Origin of the sequence: Bacillus sp. SRB_331, from assembly GCF_003264175.1 — a bacterium.
Lineage (GTDB): Bacteria > Bacillota > Bacilli > Bacillales > Bacillaceae_G > Bacillus_A > Bacillus_A mycoides.
Genome location: NZ_NADV01000030.1, coordinates 113781 through 135503 on the forward strand (window position 1 = coordinate 113781; position 21723 = coordinate 135503).

The 21723-nt window shown below is 37.0% G+C and carries 20 protein-coding genes; 16 read left to right on the forward strand and 4 right to left on the reverse strand.

The window, feature by feature from the left end:
- The first annotated feature begins 9 nt into the window (after positions 1–9).
- Positions 10–729, forward strand: a complete 720-nt coding sequence (locus tag B5P42_RS20935; protein WP_113735101.1) for a class I SAM-dependent methyltransferase — start codon at positions 10–12, stop codon at positions 727–729.
- A 38-nt stretch (positions 730–767) separates the two neighbouring features.
- On the opposite strand, the gene B5P42_RS20940 is transcribed toward B5P42_RS20935, so the two are convergent.
- A complete protein-coding gene (locus tag B5P42_RS20940; RefSeq protein WP_113735102.1) occupies positions 768–1154 on the reverse strand; it encodes a hypothetical protein in 387 nt (128 codons plus the stop codon).
- 138 nt (positions 1155–1292) lie between these two features.
- Here B5P42_RS20940 and B5P42_RS20945 point away from each other — a divergent pair, with 138 nt between their 5' ends.
- The 8 genes from B5P42_RS20945 (at position 1293) to B5P42_RS20980 (ending at position 11468) form a co-directional block, all read left to right on the forward strand.
- Positions 1293–1628, forward strand: coding sequence for a hypothetical protein (locus tag B5P42_RS20945; RefSeq protein WP_002033583.1), 336 nt, complete (start codon positions 1293–1295; stop codon positions 1626–1628).
- A gap of 274 nt (positions 1629–1902) precedes the next feature.
- Positions 1903–3999, forward strand: coding sequence for a vWA domain-containing protein (locus B5P42_RS20950; protein WP_002128472.1), 2097 nt, complete (start codon positions 1903–1905; stop codon positions 3997–3999).
- 83 nt (positions 4000–4082) lie between these two features.
- Complete coding sequence (locus B5P42_RS20955) at positions 4083–7445, forward strand: tubulin-like doman-containing protein (RefSeq protein ID WP_002087746.1); 3363 nt, start codon at positions 4083–4085, stop codon at positions 7443–7445.
- Between the two features lie 57 nt (positions 7446–7502).
- Complete coding sequence (locus tag B5P42_RS20960; protein WP_002014348.1) at positions 7503–7637, forward strand: hypothetical protein; 135 nt, start codon at positions 7503–7505, stop codon at positions 7635–7637.
- Positions 7638–7710: 73 nt separating this feature from the next.
- Positions 7711–7959 carry a DUF1294 domain-containing protein gene (locus B5P42_RS20965; protein WP_000871335.1) on the forward strand — a complete coding sequence of 83 codons (249 nt, stop codon included), beginning with the start codon at positions 7711–7713 and terminating at the stop codon, positions 7957–7959.
- 105 nt (positions 7960–8064) lie between these two features.
- Positions 8065–9006 carry an EamA family transporter RarD gene (gene rarD, locus B5P42_RS20970; RefSeq protein WP_002014350.1) on the forward strand — a complete coding sequence of 314 codons (942 nt, stop codon included), beginning with the start codon at positions 8065–8067 and terminating at the stop codon, positions 9004–9006.
- 80 nt (positions 9007–9086) lie between these two features.
- Positions 9087–9512, forward strand: a complete 426-nt coding sequence (locus B5P42_RS20975) for a divergent PAP2 family protein (RefSeq protein ID WP_000447809.1) — start codon at positions 9087–9089, stop codon at positions 9510–9512.
- A 102-nt stretch (positions 9513–9614) separates the two neighbouring features.
- On the forward strand, positions 9615–11468 hold the full coding sequence (locus B5P42_RS20980) for a terpene cyclase/mutase family protein (RefSeq protein WP_113735103.1): 1854 nt from the start codon (positions 9615–9617) through the stop codon (positions 11466–11468).
- A 74-nt stretch (positions 11469–11542) separates the two neighbouring features.
- Here the strand turns inward: B5P42_RS20980 and B5P42_RS20985 are convergent, their stop codons facing one another.
- Positions 11543–11692 carry a YfhD family protein gene (locus B5P42_RS20985; RefSeq protein WP_002066466.1) on the reverse strand — a complete coding sequence of 50 codons (150 nt, stop codon included), beginning with the start codon at positions 11690–11692 and terminating at the stop codon, positions 11543–11545.
- 133 nt (positions 11693–11825) lie between these two features.
- Between B5P42_RS20985 and fabG the strand changes: the two genes are divergently transcribed.
- Positions 11826–12566, forward strand: a complete 741-nt coding sequence (gene fabG / locus B5P42_RS20990; RefSeq protein WP_002014354.1) for a 3-oxoacyl-ACP reductase FabG — start codon at positions 11826–11828, stop codon at positions 12564–12566.
- A gap of 50 nt (positions 12567–12616) precedes the next feature.
- Here fabG and dhaS read toward each other — a convergent pair whose 3' ends face one another.
- Positions 12617–14101, reverse strand: coding sequence for an aldehyde dehydrogenase DhaS (dhaS, locus tag B5P42_RS20995; protein WP_113735104.1), 1485 nt, complete (start codon positions 14099–14101; stop codon positions 12617–12619).
- Positions 14102–14373: 272 nt separating this feature from the next.
- On the opposite strand from dhaS, the gene B5P42_RS21000 reads away from it, so the two are divergent.
- From B5P42_RS21000 to B5P42_RS21025, 6 genes are all read left to right on the forward strand, one after another.
- Entirely contained in the window at positions 14374–14652 is a 279-nt protein-coding gene (locus B5P42_RS21000; protein WP_002014357.1) for a YhdT family protein, read from the forward strand.
- A gap of 3 nt (positions 14653–14655) precedes the next feature.
- On the forward strand, positions 14656–16089 hold the full coding sequence (gene panF / locus B5P42_RS21005) for a sodium/pantothenate symporter (protein ID WP_002087740.1): 1434 nt from the start codon (positions 14656–14658) through the stop codon (positions 16087–16089).
- 134 nt (positions 16090–16223) lie between these two features.
- On the forward strand, positions 16224–17156 hold the full coding sequence (locus B5P42_RS21010; RefSeq protein ID WP_113735105.1) for a nucleoside hydrolase: 933 nt from the start codon (positions 16224–16226) through the stop codon (positions 17154–17156).
- 117 nt (positions 17157–17273) lie between these two features.
- Positions 17274–18383 (forward strand): serine hydrolase, encoded by a 1110-nt coding sequence (locus B5P42_RS21015; protein ID WP_113735106.1) that lies wholly within the window; start codon positions 17274–17276, stop codon positions 18381–18383.
- A 101-nt stretch (positions 18384–18484) separates the two neighbouring features.
- The gene (gene argH, locus B5P42_RS21020) at positions 18485–19993 is read left to right on the forward strand and encodes an argininosuccinate lyase (RefSeq protein ID WP_113735107.1); all 1509 of its coding nucleotides are present in this window, start codon (positions 18485–18487) and stop codon (positions 19991–19993) included.
- Positions 19994–20059: 66 nt separating this feature from the next.
- A complete protein-coding gene (locus B5P42_RS21025) occupies positions 20060–20893 on the forward strand; it encodes a GNAT family N-acetyltransferase (protein ID WP_113735108.1) in 834 nt (277 codons plus the stop codon).
- Positions 20894–20928: 35 nt separating this feature from the next.
- On the opposite strand, the gene B5P42_RS21030 is transcribed toward B5P42_RS21025, so the two are convergent.
- Positions 20929–21678 carry a (S)-benzoin forming benzil reductase gene (locus tag B5P42_RS21030; protein WP_002128461.1) on the reverse strand — a complete coding sequence of 250 codons (750 nt, stop codon included), beginning with the start codon at positions 21676–21678 and terminating at the stop codon, positions 20929–20931.
- Positions 21679–21723: the final 45 nt, after the last annotated feature.

The window sequence follows — 21723 nt, forward strand, 5'->3', positions numbered from 1 at the left end:
GAGAATTGTATGGAACGGAATACTTACATCGACTTCTTAGCTTATTACGGAATAGGGAGTGCTCATCCTGGTGGTTTTACGTTAACGAAGCAATTACTATCTCAATTGCCACTTAGACACGGAGCAAATGTTCTTGAGATAGGTTGCGGCACGGGGAAAACAGCGGCGTATATGACAAAAGAATTGGGTTATAAAGTGACAGCGGTTGAAAAGAATGAAATTATGATTAAAAAAGCGAAAGATAGATGGTTGTTTGATGGTTTAAATATACAATTGATTCAAGGCGATGTAGAAGGGTTACCGTGTTTAAATGATTCTTTTGAGCTTGTACTTGGAGAATCTATACTCGCTTTTACAAATAAAGAAAAGGTTATTTCGGAATGTTATCGTGTATTACAAAAGGATGGAAAGCTTGTTGTCATTGAAATGATTACCGAAAAACATATTGAGAAGAAAGAGGAGGAAAAGATTGGACAGTTATACGGTATGAAAGAATTATTAACTGAGAATGAGTGGATTCATTTATTTCAAGCAGCAAATTTTAAAAGAATTACAATTGCGGGTGGCGGAACTATTGCAGAAACAGTTGCAGGACATGTGGAAGAGCCAGAGTGGAATGTATCACCTTTTATTCCGGAAGAATTGTATGAGGCGTGGGTGCAACACGAACAAGTACTGCTTATGTATCAACATATTTTAGGGCATCGGATTTTTATATGTGAAAAATAGAAAAAGAGTTGGCTAAAGATAGTCAACTCTTTACTATGTTAGATGAAAAATAATGCAGCCAAAGTAATTCCAAAAATAAAGCCAAATCCGAGTTCAAGGCCCCAGCCACCGCCGCCACAACCACCGCAACCACGACCGCCGCATCCACAGCCACTAAATCCACCATCGAATCCACCACCGCATCCAAATCCACAGTTATCACATCTGCTAATACCGCCGCAAATATCACATCCGCCGTTTGAATATGCATTATAGTATCCGAACCCTGTATCAAAAGATGAACGCTGCTGCACTGGCTCAATCCAAACAGAATCATTTGTCACGTCTATTATTTTTCCTAAATGGATATGACCATCACGGTCTTCAATTCGAACAACTTTTCCGAAATAACGTTGGCATGTATTATAACATTTTTGTCTATGCATGTTCTTTCCTCCTTCCCCCATTACAGTAATACGATATGTAAGGGGGACAAGTGCGGCTTGTACGAATGACCTATCTATCATAATTGTTATAGGAAAGGGGAAATATACGAACAGGATACATAACGAGGAGGAAGAGAAATGAAATCTACAGACCAATTTCAGACGTACGAAGTTCCTTGGGAGGAATTAATAGAAGCACTGCGAGGTGAAATGAAGAAACAAGTAGGGGCGGATATTATTGATACGGTCGTATGTAATTTGAAAGATGGTTTTGAAGTGTATACATATGTGCAGGGTGATTTGGATTTCGAGTATACAGAAGCTCTTGAACGAAAATATGGAAGTGACGGGAAAATCCCTAATTTGTTAACAGTTATGCTGGTAGCTAGCATTTATAATACGGGTGAAGAGAATATACGTTTACATGCAGATCAAAAGGAAAATCCGATTGTTGAAGTATATGTGAAGAAGTAAAGAGTGCGCTAATTATAGCGTGCTCTTTATTTCTTGTATTGAAAAGAAAATCAAACTTTAATGGTGGAATTTATAGCGGGAAAAGTATGAAATCTATGTGTTATTTCAGATATATAATAAGGAAAAAATTCGAAATAAAATATGGGAGTAGTTCATTTTTGTTTACATAATGTAATTGCTGTGAACTGTTGTCCTAAAATACAAGTCATATATCTTGTTTCCTCTCATAAATTTAAACATAGGAATTTGTCTACAAAGGTGGCGAAGCCTCATCATGAAAATTCGAATTTGTGCCACGTTCATGCTGTTTCTATTTATATGTTTACCTTTTTCAGTTTTTGCAAAAGGAGAGGAGGCAAAGGAAAGGGTCGTTTCACTTGTATATGATGATTCGGGCAGCATGAGAAATAACGATCGCTGGAAGTATGCCAATTACGCCTTGCAAAGTTTAGTTGCGCTATTAGATGAGAAAGATAAATTTTCTTACGTTCCAATGAGTAAGCCGGATGCTCCATTAAACATTTCATTAACAAAGGATCAAAGGCAAACAGAAATTGAGGGGATTGGGGCGTGGAAAACATATTTAAATACTCCATTTAGCGCAGTAGAAACGGCGATGCAATCTATAAAAAAGGAAGCAGATATAGATGGGAAACGTGAATTTTGGCTTATTGTATTAACTGACGGGGCATTTAATGATTTGGAGAAAGATAAGATTGGCGGAAAAGAACAAATTACACAGAAGTTAGCGCAGTTTAAGAAAGAAATGGATTCGAAAAAGATCTCTTTACATCCAGTCTTAATCACGATGGAAGAGGATTTAGGGCAGCAAGAGAAGCTGCAGTTAAATACGTTTAAAGAGATTTGGAAAAAAGAAATGAATGGAGTTGTCATGCCGTCTAGCGGTGAGGATGGTATTGTACAAAGTGTGAATCAAGTGGCAGCATTAGTTGCAAATCGTGATCCATTTTCTTCTGTTGAGTCGATTGTCAAAACGAAAATAGTAGGGAAAAAAGTAGAGATTACAACACCGTTTCCATTAAAGCGTATGACGCTTGTACGACAATCACCTTCTTTGTCTAATTATAAAGTTATGCAACTTTCCAAACCGTTACAATTGCAGTCTTCTTTTTCTATACATGCACCAGGAGAAGCTAAATTATTCGGAAATATAGTGCATGTAAGTACAGCGAACCAGGAAGTGATTAAGCCAGGGACATATACGATAGAAGTGGATCAGGACATTGAGAAAGAGGGATTACAAGTACTTGTTGAACCAGCGCTTAATTATACTGTTTCTACGTACGACAAAGATGATAAAGATAGAAAAAATGTTGAGAAAATGTATGAAGGTGTGACAGCTGTTATTGAAGCGAAACCTACTGAATTACCAATTCAAACTTCTTATTTCGAAGCAGAAGTAGAAATAGATGGAAAGCAGTATCCGATGAAGTGGGATGATAAAAGACATGTGTTTTATTACGAGACACAGGTTGGTAAAGCGTTAGTACGCGGGAAAGTCCATATGAATATAAAGGGATTTTATAGACAGACGAAAGAATTCAAGATTGAACCAGCTGAAAAACCAAAATTAACACTTCAAGCTGTTACGAAAGATTATGAAGAAAAGGTAACAAATTTAGAAAATAGTAAACCATTTATTTTACAGCCCCAGTTAAATGGTAAACCGATGACAGAAGAGGCTGTAAAGAAACTATTAAAATCTACTGGTGTCACATCGAATCAATCGATCAACTATGAATTAAAACAGCATGGTAGTCAAGTTTATGTTTATCCTCGCCCTTATTACTCCGACACATTCAATTTTACAGATACCGGCACCGTAGAGGCTACCATCACGATCAATGATTCAACATTACAAGAAGTAAAGGAAAAGATCGTACTGCACATTGAAAATGCGCCGTTTTTTGAGAAGTATGCGCTCATTTTTAAATTTGTAATTCCTATCACTTTATTACTTTTAATAGTAGGAATTATTATTTTAGGATGGATTGTTCGTCCGAGATTTCATAGGAAAGCATTACTATATTACGAATGGGATCAAGAAGTAGCGAAAGATTGGCTTTATCAATCTGAACCAGAGTTACTTAAAAATAAATGGTGGAAGCACTATTTTGGCATTCCATTCCGAGCAGAAAGAAAGACTGTGCAATCTGTAACATTAATAGCGAAAAAAGGATCGAAATCTATATTTGTAGCGAAAGAATCGCAAGTGGTTGGGATGATTATTGATGGGATGTTTATAACAGAGGAAGAGGTAGGAATGGAGCATAAGACGTTGTATCCAAATGAACTTTTAGTAATTGATAGAGGATATGGTAAGGAGATTTACCGGTACGAATGTGAATAGTAGATAGGGTGTAAGAGGGGCGGAGGAGGCCCGGCTCTCTTTATTCTTCTTTTCAAACAAGCAAGAATAGGAAGGTGGTTCACATGACATTACAAGTTCCAACAATTTTAATTGGCTTAGGTGGAATCGGTAGTACTGTCACACATCAAATATATGAAAGATTACCTGAGGAGCGTCGTAAAAAGGTAGCGATGCATGTATTTGATACAGATGTGAATACATTGAGTAAATTTGATCATATTCGGAAGTTTAAGACGCAAACGAGCTCGAGTAAAACACCGAGAGAGTATATTGCGGGAGATCCAACGATTCCAGAGTGGTTTCCGATGGACCCGACTATACTTGATAAACCGTTAACAGAAGGGGCTGGACAGTTACGCGTCATTTCACGGTTAGCGTTACGTGCAGCGATGAAAGAAGATAAACTCACATCGTTTTGGCAAGAAATCGAGAAGATTTTTCCAGTTACAAGTGATCAGACGGAATATGGTGTACGTGTCATTATTGTAACATCACTAGCCGGCGGAACAGGCTCAGGGATGTTTTTACAAATCGCATTATATTTGCGTGAGATGCTCCGGAAGAAATTGCAGCATCATAACATTTTAATTCGCGGTGCGTTTTTAATGCCAGATGTTTTAGTTAAGACGAGAACGGTTAGTGCGAAAGAGTTTGAAACTGTGCAAGCGAATGGTTATGCATCGTTAAAAGAGTTGCACGCTATTACGCTTGGGTCGACTGGTGAATTATCAAAACGAGGCGGCGTAACGATTGAATTAGAATATCGTCCTGATCAAGTGGATGAGGACGGAAGAACAAATCATACGATAAAGCAGCATCATTTACCGTACAATTATTGCTTCTTATATGATTATGAAAATTTACATGGGCACCATTTGCACAATTTATCGGATTATATGGAGCAAATGGCAAATACGATTTATTTACAGTTATTCAGTCCAATGTCTGCAAATCATTTTGCGCAAGAAGATAATCAAATTCAGCAATTGGCAGAATCGAGTGGGAAAGGGAGATATTGCGGAGCAGGAACGGCGAAGCTCATTTATCCGTATGAGCACGTTTTGAAATACTGTGCTTTAAAATGGGCGGTGCAAGGTTTAGATGAATCTTGGCTTCATTTAGATCAACTGTTTCAAGAGAAGAAGCAAAGATATGATCAAGATGTAAAGCGCGGTATGCAGCGTGAAAAGCCTGAGCGCGGGAAAAGTTATTTAGAAGACTTAGAGCATCTTGCTACTCGGCCAGAACAAGCTCATATTTTTTATAGACAAATGTACCATGAAACACGTGAAGGGGCAGAGGGTGGTAAGCTCGGTGTTGCAAAATCAAAATTGTTTTTAGATGCTGTAGAGAGTTACGTACACCGTACAGTGCAAAAAGATGAGGAATTAAACCGCCTGCAGCATGAGTGCAAAATATCGGCTGCGAAGCTTAAAATGATGGAACAAATGAAGGGGGAAGTAGCGAGAGTTGATCATGCGGTTCGTTTATATGCTTATGCCATTCCGAGCCGTGTACATGAGCATGTTACTACCCTTTTATATGACATGATCGAATCAGACCGCTTTACACCGAGTGGCTCAGAAGGACAGTCTTATCAATTAAATACATGGTTTTTAAAGAAAACGGATCCAGTTCATCCAGTTGCAGCACGTTTTATGCTGTATGAAATTCGTAAGCAGTTAGTAGAGAAGATGAATCGACTACATGAAAATAATGAACAAAAGCGTAATTTAATTCAAAACTACGATAAGAAATTTAATGTGAGTAATATTGATGGAACTGTAACGGCTGTTCGCCGCGTTGAAATTGCGCAGCAACAAGGCTGGTTTGGAAAAATGATTAATAATCAGCAGCGTTTGTTTAAAAAAGAATTTGAAGATATTGTAACGCAGTACGTACACAAATTAAGTGAGTATCGTAAAGAAATGTTGTTAGAACTCGTGTATCAATCGCTATACCAAGCAGTTGATAAAATGATTCAATATTGGGAAAGATTCTTTGATAATTTATACGAAACACGTGAAAATTTATTGTTTGAAATCCAAAAGCGAAGCAAGGAATTTGAGGGGAAAACGAACCCGACGAATGTATACGTATTAGCTGAAGAGAAATTGCAAGAAAAGATTTGGCAAGATATGCAGCAACATTTAAATTTAGGTGTATTACCGAAAGATATATCGTCCGAAATTTATATGAGCTTGTACGGGGAATATTGTCGTGATGCGAAAGCCGAAGAAATTCAGTCGAAAAAGGTGGAAGACTTCTATCGTGAACATATATTGAGTTATTGTTATGACGAACTTCAAGTGCGCTATCGTGACAAATTAGAGCTTAATATCGTTGAAGCATTGCGAAAAGAAGCAGATTTCAAGAAGCGTGATCGTGATGAATACGTTCGTGAAAAAATTGAAGATCTTTTCCATTTAGCAAGTCCGTTCGTTCCGAAAGTTTCTCATCATAGAGAATTACAATATTGGGGCGTACATCCATCTTTAAAACAAGAATTGCAAGAAGAGTTATTGCAAGAAATGTTTAAAGAAAAAGATACGGTAAACGAGGCGTTTTCACCATTTGAAGTGATTTGTTATCGTGCTCATTACGGATTATCGCTACAAGATTTTCCTAAGCTTTCATCTGGACATATTGCGAATGGTTTTATGAACGATAAAGGTGATTATTTTCAATCGTATTATCGCCGCGTGAACAAATTAAATAGTAAAAAATCTAGTTTGACGCCGCATTTAGATAAATATTGGCACTTACCAGCCTTTATGCCAGACTTGAATGCAACGCAAACGAAGTTAGATTACGACAAATGTAATCGTGCTCTTCTATACGCGTATATGTATCGCTGGATTAGCTTAGTTGCTGTTGATGGACAATTCGTGTATCAATATAATGGTGTTGGCCGTAGCTTTTTAATTCAGTCGATGGGGAAAAATATTTCAAGTGAAAGTTATAAGTTGCACAGAGCATTGCTTCATAATCCGTTTATTTATGAAAACATCTTGTCACGATTTGAAGAAGAACAAGAAAAGGCAATGATACAAGGTGGACATTTATATACACATGCATTTGTATTAGGCGCTCAAGATATAAGATGGCTCCGTAAAGAGCATGTTCATAATATTTTAGATATGATTTTAATGTATGACCGTGAGGCAAAATATGACCCGACGTTAGAAGAAACATCTGACGATTTGTTAAGGCTATTCCTTGATGAAATTGAGCTGTATTTCCAAAACTATTACGGAACAGGTGCAGATATGGTTGCGAAGAAAGAGAAAGAGATGTTTATGAAACAATTGTGGGATCGTTCGTATGCGAAAGGGTATGTGGACCCAAATAGTGCGCCTTATAAAAAATGGCAAAATATATTACATGTTCCCGATGAAGAAGAAGTGCCAAAAACGAATGTATAATGAGTGAAAAGGGAATCCTTAAGAATGACAATACAACTTTAGAAATGAGGGATTCCGATGCCATTTTTAGGAAGTGTATATCAAATATTTGGATTATATCCAGAAATTTATTATGGAATGATTTCAGCGGAAATCGCTGAACAACAAATGGAAGAACAGAAAGAACAAGAAAATCAAGAGACTGAATTATAAAACCATGCAGGCTACTCGCCTGCGTGGTTTTTTCGTGTTACAATAAAGCGAATTTTTTAAGGGAGAGAATAAGATGAAATGGATATATTTTATTATTATTAACGTTATAGCATTTAGTATGATGGGGCTTGATAAGCGAAAAGCAAAGAAAAAGCAGTGGAGAACGCCAGAAAGTACGTTGTTTTTATCAGCTGCAGCTGGAGGAGCGGTTGGAGCTTGGATTGGTATGTATATGTTTCATCATAAGACACATAAAAGTAAATTTGTCTTCGGTATTCCAGTGCTCGTTATTATAACAGTAGGAGTGTTTTTATACATATAAAGGATTTGCAAGAGGAATGTCGAAAGAAATGCAGATTGAATATTGGTAAAGTAAGCATGTGAGACTTTATAATGAAGAAAAAAAGAGAAGAGGAGAAAAAGGAAGATGGGGAGTCAAACAGCAGAGCAAAAGCAGGGGATTATATATGCAGCAGGTGCGTATACGATGTGGGGAGTCCTTCCGATTTATTGGAAATGGGTGGAGGAAGTACCGGCAGATGAAATATTAGCGCATCGCATCGTTTGGGCATTTGTTTTTATGTTGTTAGTTTTAGGAGTAACGAAGAGGTTTCGTCAGTTTGGTGGGGAGTTAGTGGCCCTTTTTAAACGACCTAAATTATTAATGTCATTAACAATTGCTTCGGTACTTATTAGTGGAAACTGGTTTGTATACATATGGGCCGTAAATCATAACCATGTAATCGAAGCAAGTCTTGGGTATTATATTAATCCACTTATAAGTATTTTACTTGGTACAGTTGTTTTAAAAGAGAAGCTTAATTTTTGGCAATATGTTGCGGTTGGTTTAGCTGGATTGGGCGTTGTTATTTTAACGATACGTTTCGGATCAATTCCATGGGTTTCTCTTTCACTTGCTTTTTCATTTGGATTATATGGATTAACAAAAAAATTATTAAATTATGATGCAACAATTGGGCTTACGATGGAAACGATGTTAGTGACGCCATTTGCACTTATATATTTGTTTATGACAGGAGTTCATGGCTTTGGTTCGTTCGGTTCTATTTCGGCAATATCAACGTTTCTTTTAATAGGGGCAGGTATTGTTACAGCGTTACCACTCTTTTATTTTGCTAAAGGAGCACAACTTATTCCGCTCTATATGATAGGATTTTTACAATACATCGCGCCGACTATTAGTTTAATTTTAGGTGTGTTCGTTTTTGGTGAACATTTCACATCTACTCATATGATTGCGTTTTTCTGTATATGGATTGCTTTATTTGTCTTTTCAATGGCGAAAACAAAGTTTCTACTACAGAAGCAACCAAAATTTATTAAAAATAAATCAGCAAAAGTATCATAATGCGTAGTATTTTCTACGCATTTTTCTTTATACTTATATTATATAGAAATTCCATTATAGTCAGTGAGGAGCTGAAAAACATGGAAACAATTTTACATAATGATCCACTTATAGCAGCTATAATTTCTTGGTTTTTAGCACAGTTAACGAAAGTCGTTTTTAAATTAATAAAAACAGGCGAGTTTGATTTTGCTAAGTTCTTTGCTTCAGGTGGAATGCCAAGTTCGCATGCTTCGACTGTTACTGCACTTGCTACAGGTGTCGGAGTGGTGGAAGGTGTGGAGAGTCCAATATTTGCGGTTGCCGCTATTTTTGCCATTATTGTTATGTACGATGCTTCAGGAGTAAGGCTTGCGGTAAGTAAGCAAGCGAAAATATTGAATGATTTTTTTCATGGTAGACAAACAGAATATAAAAAGTTAAATGAGCTCGTTGGACATACACCGTATCAAGTTGTTGTTGGTGCACTATTAGGAATTGTTGTCGGGGTTGGGTATTGTTTGTAAGCAGAATGTGTGTAATGCACGTTCTGCTTTTCTTTGTTTTCATACATATTTAGATGAGTTTTCGAATATCGTATACGGACTTAGAAAGGGTGGGTGAGCGGTGTGCTACTATATGACAAAGTGCATGAGGAGATAGAGCGGAGAACGACTGCACTTCAAACGATGCAAAAGCAAGACGGAACGTGGCAATTTTGTTTTGAAGGAGCTTTGCTAACGGATTGTCACATGATTTTTTTACTCAAATTATTAGGGCGAAATGACGAAATAGAACCGTTTGTGAAAAGGTTAGTATCTCTTCAAACAAATGAAGGGACTTGGAAATTATACGAAGATGAAAAGGGAGGGAATTTATCCGCGACGATTCAAGCATATGCTGCTTTACTTGCTTCGGAAAAATATTCGAAAGAAGATATGAATATGAGGCGAGCTGAAATGTTTATTAAGGAACACGGGGGAGTTTCTCGTGCTCATTTTATGACGAAATTTTTATTAGCGATTCATGGAGAATATGAATTTCCTGCGCTTTTTCACTTTCCAACGCCAATCTTATTTTTACAAGATGACTCCCCCCTCAGTATATTTGGGCTAAGCAGCTCAGCGCGTATACATTTAATTCCGATGATGATTTGTATGAATAAGAGATTCCGTGTAGAGAAAAAGTTATTGCCAAATTTAAATCATATTGCAGGCGGGGGTGGGCAATGGTTTCGAGAGGAGCGGTCTCCGCTGTTTCAATCGTTTTTAGGTGATGTGAAAAAGGTAATATCTTATCCATTATCGTTACATCATAAAGGATACGAAGAAGTAGAGCGCTTTATGAAGGAGCGTATAGATGAAAATGGAACATTATATAGTTACGCCAGTGCTACGTTTTATATGATTTATGCTTTGCTTGCATTAGGGCACTCTATTCAGTCTCCAATTATTGAGAAAGCTGTGACAGGATTAAAATCTTATATATGGAAGATGGACAGAGGAAGTCATTTGCAAAATTCTCCTTCTACCGTATGGGATACCGCTTTACTTAGCTATTCATTGCAAGAAGCTAAAGTTACAAGTGAAAATAAGATGATTCAAAGGGCGACGGAGTATTTATTGCAAAAACAACAAACTAAAAAGGTAGATTGGAGCGTACATGCATCATCACTTGTAGCTGGCGGTTGGGGATTTTCAGATGTTAATACGACGATCCCTGATATAGACGATACTACAGCTGCCCTTAGAGCGTTAGCGCGAAGTAGAGGGAATGATAGAGTAGATGATGCGTGGGGAAGAGGTGTGGAATGGGTAAAAGGATTGCAAAACAATGATGGAGGCTGGGGAGCTTTTGAACGAGGGGTAACGAGCAAGTTACTATCGAATTTGCCGATTGAAAATGCGAGTGATATGATAACCGATCCGTCCACACCAGATATTACAGGTAGGGTGTTAGAATTATTCGGAACGTATGCACCGAATGAATTGCTTGAAGAGCAAAAAAAGAAAGCTATCAAATGGTTAATGGATGTACAGGAACAGAATGGATCATGGTATGGAAAATGGGGGATATGTTATATATATGGGACATGGGCAACGATGACAGGCTTACGTGCATTAGGAGTGCCTTCTACTCATCCATCGTTGAAAAAAGCAGCTTCATGGCTCGAACATTTGCAGCATGAAGACGGAGGGTGGGGAGAATCCTGTCAAAGTAGTGTAGAGAAAAAATTTATTTCTTTACCTTTTAGTACGCCGTCACAAACAGCGTGGGCACTTGATGCACTCATTTCTTACTACGATCAAGAAACACCGATTATTCGAAAAGGAATTACATATTTGCTCGCGCAGTCTACTATGAATGAAAAATATCCTACTGGTACAGGGTTACCGGGGGGCTTTTATATTCGCTATCATAGTTATGGGCATATATATCCGTTACTTGCTTTAGCGCACTACGTAAAGAAATATAGAAAATAAACCGAGAGATACTCTCGGTTTATTTTGATGGGTAGTAGGTCCCTGTTGAAAAGAATAAGGAACGTTGTAGTTCCTTATTTTTCTGTTGATTGGCGTTTTTGACGTGCATCAGCGGCATTTGCACGTGCGTTTGCTTCTAAGTCATTGTGGTCAGCGAGTTCGCGAGCGAACTCAACATCAATGCCATCGGCAGCTTTGTTTCGATTTACATTCTTTTTTTTCATTCGACACAATCTCCTTGTGTTTTATGCGGCGTTGCAAAGTTAGTTTGACACAAATAGACTTTTTTATACAAAGAGGATTTGGAAAGCATAGAGCCGAAATATACAATATAACTAATAGAAATGGGGGATAGAGATGGAATTGTTGAATGGGAAAACAGCTGTTGTAACGGGTGCTGCACAGGGGATTGGAAAAGAAATTGCACGAGTTTTTGCAAAACTAGGGGCCAAAGTATTAATTAGTGATGTAAATGAAGAGAAGCTACAAGAAACGACACGTGAATTATCAGATGAAGGGTATGATGTGAGTTTATATCGATGTGATGTGAGTAATCAAAATGAAGCGAAGTCGTTAATTGAATATGCGGTGCAAAAATTTGGTACATTACATATTTTAGTGAATAACGCTGGGATTACAAAAGATGCAATGTTACATAAGATGGAGAAGTCTGCTTGGGAACAAGTATTACAAGTGAACTTAACTGGCGTTTTTTATTGTATGCAGCCAGCACTTCTTTATATGAGACAACAACAGTATGGACGGATTATTAATATTTCTTCTATTAGTAGGGAAGGAAACATTGGACAAGCAAATTATGCGGCTACAAAAGCAGGGGTTGTAGGCTTAACAAAAACAGCAGCGAAAGAGGTTGGAAGTTTTGGTATTACGTGTAATGCGATTTGTCCAGGGTTTATGGATACTGATATGACAAAAACAATACCGGATAAAGTAAAAGAGAAAATGGTTGGAGCGATTCCAGTTGGAAGAATTGGAACGCCGGAAGATATTGCAAACGCTGCTGCCTTTTTAGCATCAGAGTATGCGTCTTACATTACAGGAGAGGTATTAAATGTGAGCGGTGGGTTGCAAGTGTAAATGAATACATAATGAAAAGAACCTGACCGAGTAGGTCAGGTTCTTTCTCGTTAATTTAAGTTAATCCAAACGCTCTTCACTTCTGTATAGTTGTTCAGCGCGTAAGATCCCATTTCGCGGCCAAGACCGGATTGTTTAAATCCTCCAAATGGAGATGCTGCATCAAAGACGTTATAACAGTTTACCCATACAGTACCAGCACGTACTTTACTTGCAACATAGTGTGCTGTTTTAACATTTTCTGTCCACACACCAGCCGCTAAGCCGAATTGTGATTTATTTGCACGTTCAATTACTTCATCAATATCGTTAAAAGGTATTGCAGAAATAACTGGACCGAAAATTTCTTCTTTTGCGATCGTCATTTCGTCATTTACGTCAGCGAATACTGTAGGAGAAACGAAGTAGCCTTGATCGAATGGATTATTTCCTCCGCAAAGTACTTCAGCGCCTTCTTCAATCCCTTTTTCAATGTAGCTCATTACACGTTTTTGTTGTTCTTCGGAAACGAGAGGACCGATTGTTGTTTCAGGGTTAAGACCGACACCTTGATTTAGTTTTTTAGAATAGAGGACGAGATCAGCCATGACATTATCATACATTTTCTTTGGAATAAATAAGCGTGATCCAGCAGAGCATACTTGTCCTTGGTTAAACATAACACCAGAAAGTGCACCAGGAATCGCGCGAGATAAGTCGGCGTCTGGTAAAATAATGTTCGGTGATTTACCGCCAAGCTCTAAAGTAACACGTTTCAATGATTCAGATGCTTGTCGCATAATTTGTTTACCGACTGGAGTAGAACCAGTAAATGCAATTTTATCAACGAGTGGATGATTAACAAGTGCTTGTCCAGCTGATTCACCGAATCCAGGAACGATATTAATAACACCTTTCGGGAATCCAGCTTCTTCAATTAATTCAGCTAAGTATAGAGCGGATAGTGGAGTTTGTTCTGCAGGTTTTAAAACGATTGTACATCCTGTAGCAAGCGCAGCTCCCATTTTCCACATTGCCATAAGAAGTGGGAAGTTCCAAGGGATAATTTGACCGACGACACCAACAGCTTCATGGCGTGTATAGTTAAAGTAATCACCGGAAACAGGAATTGTTTGACCAACAATTTTCGTCGCCCAGCCAGCATAATAGCGCATATGCTCAATTGCAAGTGGTATGTCTGCCGCCATTGTTTCACGGATTGGCTTTCCGTTATCTAACGTTTCGAGCTGTGCCAGCTCTTCTTTATGTTCTTCCATTAAATCAGCGAGCTTGTACATAAGACGGCTGCGTTCAGCAGTGCTCATGCGTGACCAAGGACCTTCATCGAAAGCCATTCGAGCAGCTACCACAGCTTTATGAATGTCTTCGCGACCAGCTTCAGCAACGATAGCGAGTGTTTCACCAGTTGCTGGGTTAGGAGTTTTAAATGTTTTTCCGGAAGCGCTTTCAATGAACGATCCGTTCACATATAGTTTCTTTGTGCCCTGAAGAAATTTCTCTACCTTTTCATGAAGATTTACAGCTAGTTGACTCATTGTATAACCCCCTTGAAAATATAATTTAAACGCAGTACGAGACGGCGTTTATTCCGAAATCAAGGATGTGGGAACTAGATGAAAAGCCTCTACTTAAAATCATAAATAAAAAATACTGAAAATTCAAATTTCATTTTCGTTACAATTGTAAAAAATATGTAATGAAACATTGTATTCTATATAATTACAAAAAATCCTGCGCGTTTTTGTTTTCTAGTAGGAAAAACTAGAAAAACAGTGGTACAATTATACATCGTGAGAGGAGGGGGAAAATGAAGAATTATCATGATGATCCGCGCTTTCGAGTTGCCCATAGAGAAGCGTTAATTGGTCTTGGATTAGCTATTATTAATTTTATAATATGGTATGGATTTGCTTATGGGCTTGGAAGTAAGGATCCGAGTGAATATACATATGTATTAGGTTTTCCAGCATGGTTTTTTTATAGCTGTATCGTTGGATTTATCGTAATGGTTATTTTGCTTATTTTAGTTGTTCGTTTTTTATTTCAAGATATTTCACTCGATGAGGAAGAAAAAAGTGAGGAATGATAGATGAATTGGTATGTAATAATCCCAATGATAATTTCTTTTATCGTTGTGTTTTTAATTGGTGTATATGCATCAAGACGTGTACAAGCAACCGCTAATAATAAATTTTTACAAGAATATTTTCTTGGTGGGCGTGAACTTGGTGGCTTATTATTAGCTATGACGATGATTGCTACGTACGGTAGTGCAAGTAGCTTTATCGGCGGGCCTGGTATTGCTTACAATATGGGTCTTGGATGGGTGCTGTTATCAGCGATTCAAGTTGTAACAGGATATATCGTTTTAACGGTTATTGGTAAAAAGTTTGCTATTATCGCTAGAAAGATGGAAGCAATTACGCTTATTGATTATTTAAAGGGCAGATACAATAATAAAGCGGTAGTTGTTCTTTCTGCGTTATGTATTATAATCTTTTTGTTCTCAGCAACAGTAGCCCAGTGGGTTGGCGGCGGACGATTAATTGAGTCGCTAACAGGACTTTCCTACACAACGGCACTATTTTTATTTACATTTTCTGTACTTGTGTATGTGTTAATTGGTGGATTTCGTGCAGTCGCTTTATCAGATACGTTATTAGGAATCATTATGTTAGTCGGAACAACAATCATTTTAATTGCTACTGTCATTGCTGGTGGCGGAGTTGAAAAGATTATGCAGGAACTTATTCAAATTAATCCGAATCTAATAACACCGTTCGGAGCGGATGGAAGTTTAACGAAATCATATGTCACATCATTTTGGATTTTAATTGGAATTGGTGTCGTTGGATTACCGCAAATTAGTGTGCGTGCTATGTCTTATAAAAATTCAAAAGCTATGCACCAAGCATTAATCATTGGAACGGTTGTCGTCGGTACAATTATGATTGGTATGCATTTAACAGGTGTGTTTGCAAGAGTAGTCCTTCCAGGCATAACGGTACCAGATAAAGTAATGCCGCTACTCGCGATGGAAGTGTTGCCACCTTGGTTAGCTGGAGTTTTCTTAGCTGCACCAATGGCAGCGATAATGTCTACTGTGAACTCATTATTATTACTTGTAAGTTCGTCAATTATTAAAGATATATATGTGAACTACATAAATAAAGATGCCGCGGATAGTACGATAAAGAAAGGTAGCCTATTGATTACTGGTATCGTAGGATTACTCGTATATGCTGCCGCTATTAAGCCACCAGACTTTTTAATTTGGTTAAATTTATTTTCTTTCGGTGGTTTAGAAGCAGCGTTCATTTGGCCGATTGTGTTAGGTTTATATTGGAAAAAAGGAAATGCAACTGGAGCTCTCGCATCTATTTTAGTTGGAGTAGGTTCCTATATGTTTATTCACCTTTGCTACCCTAATCCATTCGGTATACATACAGTTGTTTTCCCGATTTGCTTTGCATTTATCTCTTATATAATTGGTAGTATGGTTACGATGAAAAAAGTAGCATAAAAATATAGAAAAACGTAGGAACTTCTAATATGAAGTTCCAACGTTTTTTGTTTATACAAAATTTATCTTTTTCATTCTGTATTCCGTCATGTATTCATAAAGTAATAACAATTGATGGGATGGAGTTGAGGTCTATGAAAAAAATATTATTTTTAGGAGACCCAGGAATTGATGACTCTTTAGCAATTATGTATGGATTATTGCATCCTGATATTGATATTGTTGGAGTCGTAACTGGATATGGGAATGTAACGCAGGAAAAGGCGACGAGTAATGCGGCGTATTTATTGCAAATGGCGGGCCGGGAAGATATACCTGTTATTAATGGAGCGAAAATTCCTTTATCTGGGGAGTTTGTAACATATTATCCGGAAATTCATGGGGTAGACGGTTTGGGACCTATTAAGCCTCCTAAAACTTTTTCTCCCAATATTAAACCTTTTTGTGCATTTTTCGATATCATTGAAAAATATAAAGGAGAACTAATCATTGTTGATGCCGGCAGATCAACAACATTAGCGACGGCATTTATTTTAGAAAAACCGATGATGAAGTATGTGAAAGAATATTATATAATGGGCGGTGCGTTCTTAATGCCTGGAAATGTTACACCAGTCGCAGAGGCGAATTTTCATGGTGATCCTATTGCGTCACAATTAGTTATGCAAAATGCAAAAAATGTGACAGTGGTGCCGCTTAACGTTACATCCGAAGCAATTATTACACCAGAGATGGTAAAATATATTACGAAAAACTCTAAAACAAGTTTTAATAAGTTAATCGAACCGATATTTACGTATTATTATAAAGCTTATAAAAAGTTAAATCCCAAAATAACAGGCAGTCCAGTACATGACGTTGTTACAATGATGGTAGCGGCAAATCCATCTCTTTTAGATTACGTGTATCGCCGTGTTGATGTCGATACGGTTGGAGTTGCAAAAGGAGAAAGTATCGCTGATTTTCGCCCGCAACCTGAAGCAAAAGCGTTGAAAAATTGGGTTAAAATTGGCTGGTCTTTACATTATAAAAAGTTTCTAGAGGATTTTGTGAAAATTATGACGTAGACATAATAGTAGCATACAAGTTAAAATAATGGAGATGATTGTTTAAATAATCATCTCCATTATTTTGTTTTTAAGAGATAAATAGAGAAGAGTTACACAATAGGAGAGGAATTTTACTTGAAAAAAACTATAGTATGCGCAGTGATTGTGGGTATTTTCGTTTTGCTAATATCAGGTAACTTTTTAGTGAAAAAAGTTTGGAGTTCAAATAATGATGATGCGGAATATATAGCATCCTTTATTGAAGAACATAAAGATGAAAAAAATAGCGCGCTTCTAGTAAAGAGAAATGATAAAGTTGTTTATTCTGTAAATCCAAATGTTGTATTGCCAGTTGCTAGTACGATGAAATTAATTGTGGCGCTTGAATATACGAAACAAGTTACCGAAGGGAAAATTGATCCGTCTAGTTTCGTCTCAATTAATGATGTGAATCGTTATTATGTACCAAATACAGATGGTGGTGCACAAGACAGGTGGCAAAATTATTTGCAAAAAACAGGGAAGATAACTGAAGGAGCGGTTTCTTTAGAAGAAGTTGCAAAAGGAATGGTTAAGTTCAGTTCAAATGCAAATACTGAATATTTAATGGAAGTGTTAGGGCTAGATAACATTAATCGAAATTTACAAAGCTTATCGCTCCCTGCACACCAACCACTATTTCCGATTGTTTCATCATTATATATTCCAGGATATTTGCATAAAGAATTACATGTTCCAAAATATAAAATAGAGAAAAAGTTAAAAGAAATGTCTCAAGAGCAATATCGTGAATATGCTATGATTATTCATGAACGCTTAAAAAAGAAGGGACCATTATTACAGAAGGAAATTCCTCTGTATTTAGAGGAACGTTACGACAAAATTTGGTCGGATAGATTGCCGGCTGCTTCCGCTAACGATTATATGGTACTGCTTCAAAAGGCAAATCATAAGGGTGGTCTTACAGAAGCTGAAGAAAAAGTGTGGGCGAATATCGTTGAAACAGATATGAGCGCAAAGAAATATCGTAAAACATTCAGGCATGCTGGACAAAAGAATGGTTATACACCATGGACGGTAACTAAAGCAGTTTATGCAATGGATAAACGCGGAAACTGTACAGAAATTGTTTTCTTAGCAAATAATTTAAATGAAGATGACAGTGCTGAAATACGTAAACACTTAGCAAATTTACATTTCCAAGTGTTACAAAGTGATAAGTATGATGCGACTTTTATTAAATAAACTCGGTGCTATAAGCACCGAGTTTATTTTTACGTACAAGCACTTTTTTGCCATCCCTGGGTATGATGGGTAGTAATACTTAGGTGAGAGGGGAAAAGGTGATGAAACAGAGTAAAGAAGAGTTTATAAAGAGTGAAGGCGCTGATTTCCCTGGGGAAACATATGTGGATTGTGTATTACAGCATGTATTTGATTTTCAACGCAATTATTTATTGAAAGATATGTTTCAAGTGCATAGGGCGCATATTATTATGTTAACTGAAGAAAAGTTGATGAAAAGAGAAGAAGCTAAAGTTATACTAACAGCACTTAAAAAGGTAGAGGCAATTCCCAAGGATAGATTATTATATACGGAGCAGCATGAAGATCTTTTTTTCTTAGTTGAACATTTGCTTTCTCAAGAAGCAAAGTGTGAATTTGTAAGTAATATGCATATCGGTAGAAGTAGAAATGATATGGGTGTAACGATGTATCGCATGAGTTTACGGCAATTTGTATTGCGGTTAATGGAACATCATTTATTGCTGCAAGAAAGTATGCTCGAGCTCGCCGGTGAACATATGGAAACAATTATGCCCGCGTATACACATACACAACCGGCGCAACCGACAACATTTGGTCATTATGTTTTGGCAATTTATGATACGATGCAACGAGACTTAGAAAGAATGAAAAAAGCGTATCATCTTTTAAATCATTCTCCAATGGGGGCAGCTGCGCTTTCTACAACAAGCTTCCCAATTAAGAGAAAACGAGTGGCACAGTTACTTGGGTTTATAAATGTAATTGAGAACTCATATGATGCTGTTGCTGGAGCAGATTATTTATTAGAAGTTAGCTCGTTACTTATGGTCATTATGACGAATACGAGTAGATGGATTCATGATTTTTTACTATTAGCGACGAAAGAATATGATGGGATTACTGTAGCGAAGCCATATGTGCAAATAAGTAGTATTATGCCGCAAAAACGAAATCCTGTTTCAATAGAACATGCTCGTGCTATTACGAGTAGTGCTTTAGGGGAAGCATTTACTGTATTTCAAATGATTCATAATACACCATTTGGCGATATTGTCGATACGGAGGATGACTTGCAGCCGTATTTATATAAAGGGATCGAAAAGGCGATTCGTGTTTTTTGTATGATGAACGCAGTTATTCGAACGATGAAAGTAGAAGAGGAAACGTTAAAAAGTCGTTCATATAAACACGCGATTACGATTACAGATTTCGCAGATGTTTTAACAAAAAACTATGAAATACCATTTCGGCATGCACATCATGCAGCAAGTGCGATTGCGAATATGTCATTGGAGCAGAAAAAGGAGTTACATGAATTAAATTTCAAAGACATAAATGTATACTTACAAGAAAATTTGAAAGTAAATTTATTAGAAGAAGAGTGGAAAGAAATTATATCACCAGAAGCTTTTATTCAAAAAAGAAATGTATATGGTGGACCGAGTAAAAAAGAGATGGAGCGTATGATTAAAAATCGAAAAGAGTCATTTCAAAAAGAAGAAGAGGTATTTGAAAAGGAAAAACAAAGAATTTTACAAGCTGAAAATGATTTGAATACGTTAGCTTCGGACATTATTAAATCGTAAAAGAAGGATTTAATGAATTAATCGCCAATACTTAATGAAACTATAAATAGAGAGAAGAGATTGTCGATGATTCAATTACATGTATATGAAGAGATTCTTAATTTTACAGAAGAGGTTACACCATTTTTAGAGAAGAATGAGCAGGAAAATAATCTCATATTAGGTGTATTACAAGTTGTTCAAGAACCGATATTTATAGGAGTAGCAAAACAAGAGGAAGAAATTGCAGCTGTATTTCTTCAAACAGAAGAAAAGAAACAAATAATTGTTGCTACGTCTGAGATTTCGGCAGTAGCTATTAAGGAACTTGCAAAAGAGTTAACGAAAGTATATCCACATATTCCTGGATTGATTGGTAATAAAAAAATCGTACAGAAATTAGCGGAAGAGATTGCAGTGTTAGAGAATAAGAAGACTAATGTTGCAATGGAGCAAGGTATATATGAATTAAAACAAGTAAAGAAAAAGTGGAACGGAGATGGAATCTTTCGAGAAGTAAGTAGTGATGAGCTAACATTAATAGAGCAGTGGATATATCAATTTTGCGAAGATGTGAAGCTTCCTACTACGAAAGAAGAAGCGAAACAAACTGCTCATACATTAATTACTAATCATCGTCTATTTGGTTTGGAAGTAGACGGGAAGATTGTTTCTGTAGCTGCAAAAACGAGACCGACTACAAACAATATAACAGTTAATTTCGTATATACACCGAAAGAAGCTCGGAAAAAAGGGTACGCATCTAGTTGTGTCGCTGCACTTAGTCAACGTATGTTAGATGAAGGCTACAAAACAACGACATTATATACGGACCTGGCAAATCCGACATCAAATAAAATTTATCAAGAAATTGGTTATGAGAAGATTATGGAGTCTGTACTTATATTTTTAGAGAAATAGAATGAAAAGGCACGCTATTATAGCGTGCCTCTTTGTTATTCATCAATTCGAATTACTTCACCCTGCGGGAAATTCTCAGTTTCTAGTAAGTTACGAATAGCTTTCGCAACATATTCAGGTGACAGCAGCTTTCCTTCTTCTTTTAATGCGGTGAATCGATCTAAGTTAATAAAGTCTTCCTTATTTGTTTCACGAATTTGTGCTTGCATATTTGTATCAACAACACCGGGTGCGAAAGCGACAGTTTTTACAGGATATTCTTTCTCCACTTCTTCAGTAGCTACGCACTGTGTAAACATATTTACACCGGCTTTCGTTGTACAATAAGCTCCCCATCCGAAATAAGGATTTTTTCCTGCTCCAGATGAAATATTTATAATGCGTTTTTCTACTTTCCAGTCTTTCGTATGTTTCATGAAAGTGGAAGTAAGAATCATTGGTGCGATTAAATTAATATGAACGTTCGTAATGAATTGTTCACTTTCTGACTTTTCAATAGGTTTCATTGGTGCAAGTGTTCCTGCATTATTAATTAAATGAATCGATGAGACATTGTCTTTTTGAATAGATGAAAAGACTTCGTTAAAATGAGTTTCTAAATTATGTACATCTTGAAGATCTATGGAATGGAAAATATAATTGCTGTCGTTTTGCTCTGCGAGTTTTGCAAGCTGTTTATTTTCTCTCCTAGAAATAGAGATAACGGTTGTATTTTCTTCTAACAATTGCACGGCGATTGCCTCACCTAAACCTTGTGAAGTTCCTGTTACGATAACGTAGCGCATAGTATAGTAAACTCCTCTCCATATATGTGGAATTTTGTTGGACAA

Coding starts and splice junctions, on each gene's coding strand:
- B5P42_RS20935 (WP_113735101.1), top strand. CDS start 10: ATGGAACGGAATACTTACATCGACTTCTTAGCTTATTACGGAATAGGG.
- B5P42_RS20940 (WP_113735102.1), bottom strand. CDS start 1,154: ATGCATAGACAAAAATGTTATAATACATGCCAACGTTATTTCGGAAAA.
- B5P42_RS20945 (WP_002033583.1), top strand. CDS start 1,293: ATGAAATCTACAGACCAATTTCAGACGTACGAAGTTCCTTGGGAGGAA.
- B5P42_RS20950 (WP_002128472.1), top strand. CDS start 1,903: ATGAAAATTCGAATTTGTGCCACGTTCATGCTGTTTCTATTTATATGT.
- B5P42_RS20955 (WP_002087746.1), top strand. CDS start 4,083: ATGACATTACAAGTTCCAACAATTTTAATTGGCTTAGGTGGAATCGGT.
- B5P42_RS20960 (WP_002014348.1), top strand. CDS start 7,503: ATGCCATTTTTAGGAAGTGTATATCAAATATTTGGATTATATCCAGAA.
- B5P42_RS20965 (WP_000871335.1), top strand. CDS start 7,711: ATGAAATGGATATATTTTATTATTATTAACGTTATAGCATTTAGTATG.
- rarD (WP_002014350.1), top strand. CDS start 8,065: ATGGGGAGTCAAACAGCAGAGCAAAAGCAGGGGATTATATATGCAGCA.
- B5P42_RS20975 (WP_000447809.1), top strand. CDS start 9,087: ATGGAAACAATTTTACATAATGATCCACTTATAGCAGCTATAATTTCT.
- B5P42_RS20985 (WP_002066466.1), bottom strand. CDS start 11,692: ATGAAAAAAAAGAATGTAAATCGAAACAAAGCTGCCGATGGCATTGAT.
- fabG (WP_002014354.1), top strand. CDS start 11,826: ATGGAATTGTTGAATGGGAAAACAGCTGTTGTAACGGGTGCTGCACAG.
- dhaS (WP_113735104.1), bottom strand. CDS start 14,101: ATGAGTCAACTAGCTGTAAATCTTCATGAAAAGGTAGAGAAATTTCTT.
- B5P42_RS21000 (WP_002014357.1), top strand. CDS start 14,374: ATGAAGAATTATCATGATGATCCGCGCTTTCGAGTTGCCCATAGAGAA.
- panF (WP_002087740.1), top strand. CDS start 14,656: ATGAATTGGTATGTAATAATCCCAATGATAATTTCTTTTATCGTTGTG.
- B5P42_RS21010 (WP_113735105.1), top strand. CDS start 16,224: ATGAAAAAAATATTATTTTTAGGAGACCCAGGAATTGATGACTCTTTA.
- argH (WP_113735107.1), top strand. CDS start 18,485: ATGAAACAGAGTAAAGAAGAGTTTATAAAGAGTGAAGGCGCTGATTTC.
- B5P42_RS21025 (WP_113735108.1), top strand. CDS start 20,060: ATGATTCAATTACATGTATATGAAGAGATTCTTAATTTTACAGAAGAG.
- B5P42_RS21030 (WP_002128461.1), bottom strand. CDS start 21,678: ATGCGCTACGTTATCGTAACAGGAACTTCACAAGGTTTAGGTGAGGCA.